A 14213-nucleotide genomic window follows, 5' to 3' on the forward strand; every position below is an offset into this window, starting at 1 on the left:
GTTTTTTTGTTTTTATCAACCTTTTTTAAAATCTTGCTTTTCTATTATTGCACCATCATTAAAATTGGATGTTATTTTCTATGCCTCCTTTTATTTTAATAGTAACCGTGCCATTACCTGAACTTGTAATTTTTTTTATTGGTAGTAATTCATTTTTCTTCCATGTTTCTCCAGACCTTTTCCAAAGCATTAAAATTGCATACACAGATGCTTCTTTCCCATTTGAAATTTCATTACTAGAAACATTAATCACACTACTTTCCTCACTTTCTGGATGCAACCCTTTTGCTTTTACAATTTCTGCTTTATCCCATCCTAACAATGGCACCATGGCCAATTGGTATTTGCCGTTATCTATAATTGTTACATCGTACCCTTTTACCTTTCTTTTAATTGTAACGATTTCTTTGTCTAATTTTGGCAACGCATAATGTCCTAACCGTAAAGAAACAGGTTTTGTACTATTTTTTTTATCTATTCTTAAAATGCCGTTGGATAAAGGCATATCTGCCAAACTAAACTTAATATTTTCATCGGTTTCTAAAACAACATCCCTGTAATAAATACCATTTTCAAACTTTTTAAAAGTGTACAATCTAAATGCTTCCCACTTATTATTTTTATTTTCAACCACATAATTCATGGCTACTTCGCCGTTTTCTCCATCGGCTTGCCAAGGAAACGCACTGTTATATGATAGCCTATTATAATTTTCGGTAGAACGGAATTTTTGCCAATCGTCTTTCACTTTTTCATGACACCAAGCACGTATTTCTGATGCTCCAATGTTTGGATAATCAGTAATCAAAATTTCTGAATCTCCTTGATATTTATTATAAACTGTATCTTTTTGAAATTCGCTTTCCCATGCTCCATTATTTTCTTTGGCTGTCCAAAAAGGGTTATTATCTGGAACAAGCAATCCTAAAAATGCCTTTCCCATCCAATACACGCTTCCTCTGCAACTATAATTTTGTACCGCAGGCTCGAAAACACCATAAAAACCTAAAGTTGGTACATTATCTTTTATGAAATCTGGATGTGTAAAAAATTGCTTAATAACGCCTGATGCTATTCGACGCATCCATCCAAAATTTATATTTGAATTGTTTTCGAACCCCATTAATGGAAACGGGATAATTGATCCTATTCTATAACTAATGCTTCGTCCATACATTATCATTTCCCCATTTTTGCTAAACATATATGGGTAATTATCTTTTAAACCACTGAAATTTTCTTTGAATTTTGAGGCTATTTCTGGGTAGTATTTATTCCCAAAATATTCAGACCATATCATGCCATACATTTGAAATGCCCACATGCTATAATAATCGTATGCAGGACTATCATTATACCAACCATTACCCCTATAATGTTTTAATGATTTTTCTAAATATTCAACCAACAAATTTTCATTAACAGTATAGCCCTGATCTTTAAAAAAACTTAATACGAAAATGTTGAAAAATTTCCAGTTAGAATCTACCGTAGGCCCATCACCATAACTTAACATGGTTTTAGCCAATGCATCTTTTTGATATTGAGGTAATGGTTCCCATATCACTTCTGGATTGATTAACATCGATAAAGCTAAAGCACCAAATTCTACTAAATTTTGATTTGCACCTCCATTTTTTGCTCTGGGAACAATATAGGACTCACTTATTAAATCTATTAATTTACCTATTTGATACCGGTAATAATCGGCAACTTTTATATTGTTAATAACCAACTCTGGATTCTCTTTTAAAAGTGGTGCTGCTACAAACAACGTTCTACATAAACCTTCTAATTTTTCGGTAGGAACACGACTTTCATCATGCGGATAACTCTTTCCGGGTTGTTTAGGAAATTTCATCGGGTCGTCTAAACTGTTAACATATCCAAACGCGCCTTCAAGCAAATACATCGCAGCATCTTTCCAGTGTTGCTTGGTCATACCTGTATGTGGACTTAATTTATAATCAGGGTTTACTATTTGAAAAATATCTTCAGTATTTTGTTTTTGTTGAGAAAATACTGAAAAGCTGCATGATATAGATAGTAGTATAAATATTTTTAAGCATTTCATATGAAAAAATCTATATTTTTATTAAATATTAAGGTTTGTGAATTTTTCCAACAACTAGTTTGTCACCAGATAAATCAACCTCAAATATATGAGGAATTCTAATGTTTCTTTCTGCAACTTTTTTATGGCTGTGAATTGCCATAAGCGTTTTTCCTTCAAATGTTTTAAACAACATACCATGACCAAAATTTGCAGGTGTAATAAGCTCTTTTTCATGAATCCATGGACCATCTAACGTACCACTTTCAGAATACGCTACTCCCTGTACATAAATATCAAATTGCCAACTTGTCCAAATCATTCCTAATCGATTAGTGCCTGTACGAAATAAAAAAGGACCATCAGTAACTTTATGAGCTACAATATTTCCGTTTTCATTTTTGTCTTTACTCCATGGCGAATCACTTGCCTTAAAAAGCAATTTCCCTTCTCCCACAGAGCCACTTAAATCGGGTTTTAATTCAATTTTTTCAATTGTACCATTACCATTTTGTAACCACTCATAACAATACACCATATATGGTTTATTATTAGTATCTATCCAAAAAGTACCATCAAGAGTTGGTTTATCTGCTGGTAAATAGATCTCATCTTTCATTGGAATATACGAACCATCTGGTGTATTGCTCACTAAAATATGACTTGCACGACGGTCAATTATATTATCTGAAACCGTATCAATCTTTATGTTCTTATTGGTGAATGTGGCGAAATAATAATATTTGTTTTTGTATTGATGAAGTTCTGCTGCCCAAATCATGGGGTTTTCTCCCATCCATGATTTTGGGTTTGTTTTAGCCACCACGTAAGGGCCTTCCCAAAATTTAAGATCCTTACTTTTCCAAAGTTTTCCACCAGTACCAGTCATATAATACATTTGCGTCTTTATGTCTGTTAAAATGTAGGGGTCACTTAACCTTATAGAATCTAAAGGTATATTCTTTTTAATATTTCCTTTTTGCCCAATGCAAAGTGTAATCCACAAAAAGCTGACAAATACCGAGAAATAACGATGTGGTTTAACTATCATTCTTTATATTTTTTAGTTATTGACCCATCAATTTAAGTTGGTATGAATACGTGTATTTTTTATCATGCAATCTATACTGTTTATGTGGGTATGCACCCCAACTGGTATCTCCACCTACTCCTCTTTGTTTTAAATCGATATGCAGGTATATTTTATCTTTTTCTACAATAATATCCGTGGGATGTGTTTGCGATTTAGTGTCACCGCCATCTAAAGTTTCAGTAGCCATATTTAAAGCACTAAAGCCTAATGGTTGTTCTCCAATAATTTCCAAACCGCTGTTATTTTTATCTTTTAAAGTTAACCAACGCACATCGGTTTTATAGCCAGCTTCTTGTGGGCGAATGTATGTCCATGTATATTGATTTTCAACTTTATCATTGTAAACCCCCATAAATGAAGCGGTATTTCTATCGGAATAATTTTCCCAAGGACCACGACCATAATATGCTAAATCATCAAAACTGCCATCTACCACCATTCGCATACCAAAACGTGGTAACTCGGGCAATTCTTTATCTCCCATATCCATACTTGCAGTGATTTTTATAGAACCATCATTTTGAATCAAGTAATCTACTATATATGGAATATCTAATTCTGAAATAATAAACTCCACTTTAATTAGAACTCCTTCCTTTGTTTTCTTACCAACCGTAACATTTTCAACTTTAATATTTTTATGAGCGTTTTTCCATTTTCCTAAACGTTCCGGCATTTTATTACCGTAATCGTTATCGGTTGGTGCGCGCCAAAAATAAGGTTCAGGAAAGTTTAAAATAATTTCAGAACCATCTTTAACCGAAGCATATTTTTTGAATTTACCTGTTGCTAAATCAAATTCTCCTTTAACGACATTATTCGAAAATGAAAGTACCTTATCCTTAATTTTGAATACAATGTTACCATCATTAAATTCTCTTGAATCAAAATAAGTTGAGCTACCTAACGCAAACTGCTCGCGAGCCACTTCATGATTTTCGGGAATAATTTTAGTCGCATTTTTGGTAAATGCATAAACCTCTAGATAATGGTCTTTATTACTTTCTAAAATAGGTAGTTCTAAAACAATATCTTTACTTTCATTTGGTTCTGCTGAAATTTGAAACGTTTTTTCTTTAACAACCTGACCATTTACCTTTAAAATCCATTTAAAATTATATTGACTTAAATTGGTAAAATTGTAACGATTTAAAACTACTAGCCTATTATTTTCTATTAACTCAAACTGAATATCCTGATATACTTTTTTTACTTCAAAAAGTCCCGGATGTAGAATCCTATCTGCTGTAACCAAACCGTTAGCACAAAAGTTCTGATCGTGTTGCAAGTTTTCGCCACCTAAATCGCCACCATACGCCCAAAACATCCTACCATCTGCTGTTTCAGTTTTTAAGCCTTGGTCTACCCAATCCCAAATAAAACCACCTTGCATTTTTTTGTTTGTGCTTATAATATCAAAATATTCCTGAAAATTACCGTTACTATTCCCCATAGCATGCGAGTATTCACACATAATATATGGTCTTGTTTTTTCTGGATTTTCGGCATATTCTTTCATTTTATCCATACTTGGATACATGGGTGCAACAATATCAGTGTTACTATTTTCATCAGCTTGTTCAAAGGTTACAAAACGTGTTTTATCGCGCTCTTTCAGCCATTTATAGGCATCATAAAAAACAGGTCCGTTACCACATTCGTTACCCATAGACCAAAGAATAACTGACGTATGGTTTTTATTTTGTTCAAGCATTCTTTTAATCCTATCTAAATGTGCCGGTGCCCACTCTGGTAAATAGGCCGGATGCTTACTTTTGTCAAAGTTTCCTTGTTTTTCTGCACCCATTGCATGCGTTTCAATATTGGCTTCATCTACAACGTACATTCCGTATTCATCACACAAGGTGTACAAATACGGGTCGTGCGGGTAATGGCTCATTCTTATGGCATTGATGTTATTTTGCTTCATCAACTTAATATCTTCCAACATGGTTTCCCTATCTGGTGCGTGTCCTTTAACCCCATGATGTTCGTGCAGGTTCACCCCATTTACCATTAAAGGCTGCCCATTGACCATGAGTTGTGAATCTTTAATTTCAACCTTTCTAAAGCCAATCATTTTTGAAATAACTTGAGATGCTTTTTTATCGGATAATTTTAATACATATTGGTATAAATTTGGCGTTTCAGCACTCCATTTTAAAACATCTTCTATGGTGGCAGAAAAACTAATTTTATTAGTTGAAGCATTTATTTTCTTTTCTTCGGAATACACGACCTTACCATGAGCATCTAAAAGGCTGATTGAAACTGATTTATTTTTTGAAGATTTGGCTTCAAATTTCCTTAAATCGACATCTACCTTGAAAGTTCCATTTTTATAAGCATCATCTAAACTAGCTTCAACAAAATAATCCCAAATAGTAGTTTTTGGCATTGCTTGTAAATACACATCACGTTCTATACCACTTAAACGCCAAAAATCTTGGTCTTCTATATAACTACCATCATGCCAACGAAAAACTTGAACTGCCAGTAAATTTTGTCCGCTTTTTATAAGCTTAGTAATGTTAAATTCCGCAGCCGTTTTTGAAGCTTTCGTCATTCCAACCTCATTTCCATTTACAAATATTCTAGCATAACCTGATATGGAACCGAAATTCAATACTATTTCTTTATCAATCCAATCATCAGAAATTGAAAAAAGCTTTCTATAGCTGCCAACAGGGTTATAACCGCCATCTATATATGGAGGGTTTTTAGGAAACGGATAAATAATATTGGTATATATAGGAATATCAAAACCTTGCAATTCCCAATTTGAAGGTACATTAATGGTACTCCAATTAGAATCATCTAAGTTGACATTATAAAAATTTAAAGGTCTACTTGCTGGTTGTTTTACTAAACTAAATTTCCATGCCCCATTTAAACTTTTATAGAATTTAGAATTTTCGGGAATATCCGTAAGTGCAGAAACTTCATTTTCATATAAAATAAAAGATGCTCTCCCTGTTTCTTTATTGCGATCTACAACCGTTGGGTTTTCCCATTCATTGGGTTTATTTTGTGCAAAACTAACACTAAAAAAAACTAATAATATCTGTGCAAAAATTAAATAACGCATTATATATATTGTGATTTTAATTATCCTATTAAAGTGTGTTTATAAATCTTTTTAAATAGGTTTTATTTATTTAAAGTTATTCCTTCATGTGTGGGTTTCACCTGTTTTATTGAGCCGTCTGTTTGAAATTCCACTTTATCAATACAAACTTCACGATTATAACCTGCTGAACGTCCCATTTTAATACCGTTTGGATAATCGAACCGATGATAAACAATATACCATTCATCTTTACCTGGTATTTGTAATATTGAATGATGTCCAGTTCCCAGTATTCCTAATTCCTTATCCTTGGCAATCAACAAATTATCATTAGGTATTGTGAATTCTCCGAGTGGCGATGTTGATGTTGCGTAACGTACTCTATAATCTTCACTTCGAGTATCATTTTCAGACCAAGTAAAATAATAAACGCCATTTCTATAAAATATGTTTGCACCTTCTCGAAACGTATTGTCTGGTTTCAAAATGGTTAATGTTTCGGTTTTAATAGAAGTCATATCATCGTTTAATTCGGCACCAGCCATAAAACCATTACCCCAATAAAGGTAACTTTTACCTGTTTTCGGATCGGTAAACACATCGGGATCAATAACTTGTCCGCGTGTAATCCCTTCTGGATGTTTATCAATTAAAGGTTTCCCTAAATCAATAAATGGCCCTGTTGGATTGTTAGACACCGCCACACCAATTTTTTGTGCAGCAGTGAAATAATAGAAATATTTATAGTCTCCGTTAATCTTCTTTTCTTCAATACACGGTGCCCAAGCATTTCTATCTGCCCAAGTAACATCTTTTCCTAATTGCAAAATAACTCCTTCATCGTTCCAATCTATAAGATTTTCAGATGAAAATGATTTAAAATAAGTTCCTGACCAATTTGTAAAACCATCACTAGTTGGGTATAGATAATATTTACCAGTTTTATTTGAGAAAAGTATATCAGGGTCGGCATAGTAACCTTCCAAAATTGGATTGTTGTTAATTTGCGGAAAACCAACTGGCCTACCCCATTTATTTAACAATGTTTTTAGTTCGCTGCGGGTAATAGCCATGATTGTGCCATGTCGAGGTTTAAAATTTAGATTAACCACACTATCAATTGCTGTAAATGTTTCTAAATCGGTACTTAGGCTAAATTGAAAACCATGTGCTTTGAATAAGTCGTACATCATGATATAGGTGTCTGAATTATTCATTTTAAACACTCCAGAACCTTCTACATCCTCCTTGGTAGGTTGAAGGTAACGTTCTTTTTCATTCCAATTTCCAGAAGTTAAATACTTTGCTGTAGCTACTTTGATGCCAGATCCATCTTTATCTCCCGTTTTACGAAATAAATAATAAAGACTGTCTTTTTTGATGATATCGCCATCTATACAAAAATTGCCTGATTTTGGTATAAACAGTGGTTTGGGCTCGCCTTCAATGTCTGTAAAATCAGCATTGGCGTAGGTATAATAAATAATATCATTTTTGTTTCCATATTTCATAGACCAATAAATCATATACTTGCCAGTTTCAGCATCAAAAATAGTTTGAGGTGCCCAAACACGTAACAAATTGTCTTGCCCTTTATACTTTTTTTGAATGTTTACAACGCTAGATGTCCAGTTTATTAAGTCGGTTGACTTTAAAAGAACCATGGCCCTATTAGAATCCCAACCTTTTGAAGCAACCATATCGGTAACCACCATGTAAAAGGTTTTACCATCTTCACCTCGCAAAATATGAGGATCTCGAACCCCACCAGAAGAACTTATACTTTTTGCGTCGATAACTGGTTTGTTTTCGTTAAGTGCCATATAGTTGTACCCATCAGTACTCACGGCAAATCGTATGGCTTCATCACCTCTATTATTACCCGTAAAATATGTGAAAAGGTAAGCCGTTTTATCTTTTTCGGCCAATGGTGGTGGTGTTTGAGAACTTATTTTTTCAGTAAAAAAGCACGAGATAAGTATGATAATAAATGTATTTTTCATTTTGTCAATGTCTATTTAAAATTGGTTGTTAATTTTTAATAAAACTATTTAAGGGGGAAATCAAAATCTTTAAAACCCATCTAAAAATCGATGCATTTCTGATGCTGCCAATAAAAAAGCGCCAACGCCAAAATCGGCAGTAGATTTAACATCTACTACTTGACCTGGTATGGCTTTTTCACCTATAGGTTGTACATAGCCTACAGCACCGTTTTCTTGCAAAGCAACTTCGGTTAAATATTTCCAAGATTTATTAACTACCGGCAAATAAGCTTGCTTATCTAAAATTCCATTATTAATGCCCCATAAAAAGCCATAAGTAAAAAACGCTGTTCCACTGGTTTCTGGCCCAGGTGCGTGTTCTGCATCTAAAATACTGCGTGTCCAGTAGCCTTCTACTTGTTGTGCTTTGGCCAAGGCTTTTGCCATATCTTTAAATCTGGCAATGTATTTTTGCTTTTGCTCAGAATCTGGTAAATCTTGAATAATTTTAGCGTAGCCTGCAAAAACCCAACCATCACCACGTGCCCAAAAATCTTTTTTACCATGGGCACTTTTATGTTTAGGGTAAACGTATTTAGCATCTCGATAATAAAGTTTTGCTTCTTCATCGTACATAATACTATCAGCATAAGTTAAATACTCATTTAACTTATCTAAATAAAGTTCATTGCCTGTAACATTATATAGTTTGGTCATTACCGGCATCACCATGTACAAACCATCTGCCCACCACCAATAATCGGTTTGTGGTGTACTCATTTCATATTCCATAACCTCTCGTGCACGAGCAATTTTAGAATCATCATTTTTTCCTGTGAAATTATAAAGGTCTATATATGTTTGAAAACAAATTTGCCAATCGCCGAACAGCACATGCTTGTCAGTTTCTCCATAATTATACTTCCATTCTGATTTGTTTTGAGATTTTGCACCCATCCATTCATTTTTATCTGCCCACGCTAACGAGTAGTTAAGATAGTCTTTATTTTGAGTTACTTTATAAGCTTCCATATTTCCTGTGTGGTACGCGGAAACATGCCAAAATGCATTTCCTGAATTTGGATGGGTTTCTTGCCAATATTTATTCACTTTATGAATTATTGAAATAACGTCTTTCTTTGATTGATTTATTGCATTTTTTTTTACAATACTGCCACAGCTAACAAAAATCAATACTATTAGGGTTATAGTTGAAAAAAGTAATGGTTTTAAATTCATGGTTTTATTTCGTTTTATGTAAACATTAACTTATTACTCGCCTATTCAATTAATTTATTGAGGTTTTCCACCTTTAAGATTCTTACTTCTGAAGCTTTCTCTTTAGCCACGCCTTCACCATCAATTTGAGTTACGTTTTGTAAAAAAATATGGAGTTCTTTTTGGCTTTTCCATAGAACTATATCATAATTTGGTTCCCATTGCCCTATCTCATTTTTACTTAAATCAACAACCTTCCAAGGTAATTCATCATTTAAAAATGAATAGGCTAAAGACACTTTATTACCTCTTTCTTCATCTCGAAAAAGTATGAAAACCAAAGTTCGTATATTAGTATCATCAATTAAAATATCCGGACGTGCGATAGGGATTTTTTTGGTACCACCACCACCTAATAAAAAGGACGTTTTTCTAAAACCTGTATTTGACTTCTTCCATTTATTAGATTCTAAATAAATAACTTGATATTGCGGAATAGTTGCTTCGTTGAAGTAGGTAGCTATATATGGATTACCGTTGCTATCGGTATCCATTGCTGTTTGATTGATTAAATTACTGTTTTGAGGAATTTTCCAAGCTATTTCAGCTGAAGCTAAGGTAATTGGCAGGTTATAGATTTCTCCATTAGATTTTTCCCAAGTTTTGCCACCGTCTTTAGAACGTGCATAGCATACATCGTGATTGGTTTCTACGCCCCATGTTTCTCTCCAAACCCAAGACATATGTATAATGCCAAAGGCATCTACACATGCTTGCCAATATGCACTTCGTTTATCTTCGCCATCAATAAGATTACTTTGTAATGGTGTCCATTTTTTTGTGTAAATGTCATAGGAATTAATTACCAGATTGCCTCTTCCAGATTCACCAGACCGGTAGAAAAAAACCAAATTTCCGTTAGGTAGATTATAAAATTCCGGATAAGTTACTTTATCCTCTTGCTCCCAGGTCATTAAGGTTTCTTCACCTAGTTCCAAACTTAAAGGTTCTTTACTTTTAGCATATCTTAATTTGGTATTATGATGGTCCCAACTTACATGTAAATACCCAGAACCATCAACAGCTATACTTATACTGTTATGAGCATCTTTAACATTTCCCTTATAGTTCGTTTTTAAAGTAGTCCAGTTGGAAGATTTAATGTTTCGCTTTCCTAAAATTAAATAGCCTTCTTGATTATAATACGCTGTAAATTGAAATTCTTTGTAAGCGGTTAGCGCGTTTTTTCTGAATTTTACCGTGTTTACGGAATTACCACTCCACCCATTACCTACAACTGTGTATGATGTGTTTTTGACACACGCTAAGAAACAAATGCTTAACAAAGCTAATAGTAAATAATTTTTAAAAAATAAAACTAATTTGTTTTTGTTCATTAATAAAAATCTAATTTTAATAAAAGTTTAAAAAGCTTGCTGTTGGTAATTAAACTTAATAAGTGTTAAAATTACATTTTAAAAACTAATTGTTCAAATATCTCCGTGAAAATTAATTCTCAAAGTCGAAATTTTAGCAAAAAAAGTTAGAAATGTTCTAGTTAAAAAAACTAAAGAATACCAGTAAAAACAACCTCTGTAATTGTGCCATTTATTTTATTAAAAATCTTTGAACAGTAAATCAATTTGATACGAAATATATACTACATTAGACCGCGTTTTTGTAAAACAATAAAGTGTTATGAAAACATGAAAAACGGTCTGCAACTTTAACAAGCTAAACTAAATTAAACATGTATATTCTTCTAGCTATTGCATTTATAATTGGCTATATTTTTATAGCTTTTGAACATCCTTTAAAAATAGACAAAGCAGCATCTGCCATTCTTACGGGCGTTATTTGTTGGGTTATTCTTGTTTTAGGGCAGGAAACTATTTTCCAAACAACACCCGAACCTCATTTTATTGATGAAGCTATCCTTCATCATTTAGGTGAAATATCTCAAATTTTATTTTTTCTATTGGGTGCTATGACTATTGTTGAGTTGATTGATACACATGGCGGATTTCACATTATTACTTCAAAAATTAAAACAGCTAATAGAATAAAATTATTATGGATTATTGGCGTTGTTACGTTTATATTATCGTCTGTTTTAGATAACTTAACAACTACCATTGTTATGGCAACATTACTTAAAAAACTGATGAAGGATAAAGAAGATGTTTGGTTTTTTGGAGGTATTGTAGTTATTGCAGCAAACGCGGGAGGCGCTTGGTCTCCTATTGGTGATGTTACCACTATTATGCTTTGGATTGGAGGGCAAGTAACGGCTCTTAATATTATTAAAGAAGTTTTGCTACCAAGTATTGTTTGCTTGATCGTCCCACTTTTTGTTTTGTCTTTTATAAAAAGAGGAGAAATTACAAAGTCCGCAAGTTTAGACAGTAATAACCATGAACAAATAACAAGTCCTTTTGAAGCTTCATTAATACTTTGGTTGGGAGTTGGTGGTTTGTTATTTGTTCCTGTTTTTAAAACACTTACGCACCTTCCCCCTTTTATGGGCATCCTTTTAAGCTTAGGGGTTTTATGGATAGTTACAGAAATTATTCACAAAAATAAAGCCACAGACCATCGACACAACTTATCGGTTGCACATGTGATACGTAAAGTAGACACCCCTAGCGTGCTATTCTTTTTAGGTATTCTTTTGGCTGTTGCCAGTTTACAAACGGGTGGTCATTTAATAGAAGTTGCTAAATTATTGAACGACACTTTTGGTAATATCTATATCATCAACATCATTATAGGTTTAATATCATCTATTGTAGATAATGTGCCGCTTGTTGCTGGCGCCATGGGTATGTATCCGTTATCATTATACCCACAAGACCATGAGTTCTGGGAGCTTTTAGCATATTGTGCTGGAACCGGAGGCAGTACACTAATTATTGGGTCGGCAGCAGGAGTTGCCATAATGGGTATTTTAAAAATAGACTTCTTATGGTATTTGAAAAAAATTAGCTGGTTGGCCATTATTGGCTATTTAGCAGGTGTTTTAACTTATTACCTTATAAACTTATAATTAACAAAAGACTCCCAATGGGAGCCTTTTGTTTTTTTTACGAAGTAATGACGTAAAAAAATGTTGACAATTACGTATTACTACTTTAGAAATTTTGTTAATAAAAATCTAACTTGGTTTATCTGTAAATATAAGTCATGGTAAAGGAATTCATATTCTAAATGTTCTATGTCATTCAAAAAAACATAAAAAAAACAAATAATTATATTTTTTATTATAATAATTCCAAAATTTATCATGGCACAAGATTATCTTACGGCGGATATCTTATCTAGAGTTTTCCATGTAAAATACAATACTTAAAGTGAGACGACTTTTCTTATAAATAAAGGTTCTGCTAACTATTTTGTAATTGCAAAACACATGTTACAAAATCCAAAATATGGAGAGAAAATAACAATTGAAATATATCAAGACAGTTTTGTGGGAAAAAATCAATGTGTGAAGTTTATTTTTATAAAACGAATAATATTGAGGTTGCCTTTATAAAGCTAGAAAGTTTAGACTTTGTTCAATCAGGAATTAGCTCAAAAAGTATTCAAACATATTAGGAGATGCGGGATGTTTTCTTGGATTTCTTATGGATCAAGCAGTAACTATAAAGAAAATACTAATGCTGGATTCCCTGTTTCTTTAGTTAAAAAAGCGGTATTTTCTGGAACAACAACTAATGATGGCGCTAAAACTTTATTATTAGATGGCCAAAATAATCCTGGTTTTACAGAGGACCAGTTCTATTTAAAGATAAATTGAAAAATGGCGATAATAAATATCAGTTAGTTGTAATTGTTTCTGCATACGTTAATCAACAAAATGAATTGATAATGCCATTCGGAAATTAAAATATCAAGAGTATTCAGGAATAATTGTTGCTATAGGGAAAAACTAATTGACGAAATTATTGAGAAAATAAAAACGCGTTAAAACAAACAGTATAAAATAATTGCTAGTTCAAGCCTACTTATAAAAATCCTGAAAATTTCCAAATAACAAAAAAATCCAGCTATTTGCTGGATTTTCAATATCTAACTAGGTGGTTTGTAAATTAGTTTACTACCAATCTAAACCCTTCACCATGTATGTTAAGTATTTCTACTTTTTCATCTAGTTTTAAGTATTTACGCAGTTTGGCAATGTACACATCCATACTACGTGAAGTAAAGTAATTATCGTCTCTCCAAATTTTGGTTAGGGCTAATTCACGAGGCATTAAATCGTTTTCATGTAAAGCCAATAAACGCAATAACTCATTTTCTTTAGGCGATAGCTTAACAGGCTCTTTGCCATCAAATTTCAAAAATCGTAGTTTAGAGTTTAAATCAAAACGTCCTATTTTAAATTCAAATTGTTTACTATCTGATATGGTTTCAGTGGCTTTGCGTTGAATGATAGCTTTAATTTTCATTAGCAAGACTTCACTATCAAACGGTTTGTTTAAATAATCGTCGGCACCTACTTTATAACCTTTTAAAACATCTTCTTTCATGGTTTTAGCCGTTAAGAAAACAATAGGCACATCTGTATTCTTTTCACGAATCTCTTTTGCTAGCGTGAAACCATCTTTATAGGGCATCATAACATCTAGAATACACAAATCGAAATCGTCTTTTTTGAATTTTTCGAATCCTTCCATACCGTTTTTCGCATGAACAACATCATAATCGTTCATCATTAAATAATCTTTAAGAACAATTCCAAAATTAGGATCGTCTTCAACTAGTAAAATTTTCTTTTTTTGCTCTTCCATT

The 14213-nt window shown here is 32.9% G+C and carries 9 protein-coding genes; 2 read left to right on the forward strand and 7 right to left on the reverse strand.

Annotation, left to right across the window (positions count from 1 at the left end):
• Positions 1–58: 58 nt before the first annotated feature.
• The 6 genes from VP395_RS01675 to VP395_RS01700 all read right to left on the reverse strand — a co-directional run bounded on the left by VP395_RS01675 (position 59) and on the right by VP395_RS01700 (position 10816).
• A complete protein-coding gene (locus VP395_RS01675; protein ID WP_346239969.1) occupies positions 59–2074 on the reverse strand; it encodes a DUF2264 domain-containing protein in 2016 nt (671 codons plus the stop codon).
• A 28-nt stretch (positions 2075–2102) separates the two neighbouring features.
• A complete protein-coding gene (locus VP395_RS01680; RefSeq protein WP_346239970.1) occupies positions 2103–3104 on the reverse strand; it encodes a glycoside hydrolase family 43 protein in 1002 nt (333 codons plus the stop codon).
• Positions 3105–3120: 16 nt separating this feature from the next.
• A complete protein-coding gene (gene lacZ, locus VP395_RS01685; RefSeq protein ID WP_346239971.1) occupies positions 3121–6234 on the reverse strand; it encodes a beta-galactosidase, LacZ type in 3114 nt (1037 codons plus the stop codon).
• A 62-nt stretch (positions 6235–6296) separates the two neighbouring features.
• A complete protein-coding gene (locus VP395_RS01690; protein WP_346239972.1) occupies positions 6297–8219 on the reverse strand; it encodes a glycoside hydrolase family 43 protein in 1923 nt (640 codons plus the stop codon).
• 69 nt (positions 8220–8288) lie between these two features.
• Complete coding sequence (locus tag VP395_RS01695; RefSeq protein WP_346239973.1) at positions 8289–9440, reverse strand: glycoside hydrolase family 88/105 protein; 1152 nt, start codon at positions 9438–9440, stop codon at positions 8289–8291.
• Positions 9441–9481: 41 nt separating this feature from the next.
• On the reverse strand, positions 9482–10816 hold the full coding sequence (locus VP395_RS01700) for a BNR repeat-containing protein (RefSeq protein WP_346239974.1): 1335 nt from the start codon (positions 10814–10816) through the stop codon (positions 9482–9484).
• A 353-nt stretch (positions 10817–11169) separates the two neighbouring features.
• Between VP395_RS01700 and nhaD the strand changes: the two genes are divergently transcribed.
• Together nhaD and VP395_RS01710 are read left to right on the forward strand one after the other, a co-directional pair.
• Positions 11170–12465, forward strand: coding sequence for a sodium:proton antiporter NhaD (gene nhaD / locus VP395_RS01705; RefSeq protein WP_346239975.1), 1296 nt, complete (start codon positions 11170–11172; stop codon positions 12463–12465).
• A 507-nt stretch (positions 12466–12972) separates the two neighbouring features.
• The gene (locus VP395_RS01710; RefSeq protein ID WP_346239976.1) at positions 12973–13218 is read left to right on the forward strand and encodes a hypothetical protein; all 246 of its coding nucleotides are present in this window, start codon (positions 12973–12975) and stop codon (positions 13216–13218) included.
• 292 nt (positions 13219–13510) lie between these two features.
• Here the strand turns inward: VP395_RS01710 and VP395_RS01715 are convergent, their stop codons facing one another.
• On the reverse strand, positions 13511–14212 hold the full coding sequence (locus VP395_RS01715) for a response regulator transcription factor (protein ID WP_346239977.1): 702 nt from the start codon (positions 14210–14212) through the stop codon (positions 13511–13513).
• Position 14213 lies beyond the last annotated feature (1 nt).

Source organism: Mariniflexile soesokkakense, from assembly GCF_039650365.1.
In the GTDB taxonomy this organism is placed as follows: domain Bacteria; phylum Bacteroidota; class Bacteroidia; order Flavobacteriales; family Flavobacteriaceae; genus Mariniflexile; species Mariniflexile soesokkakense.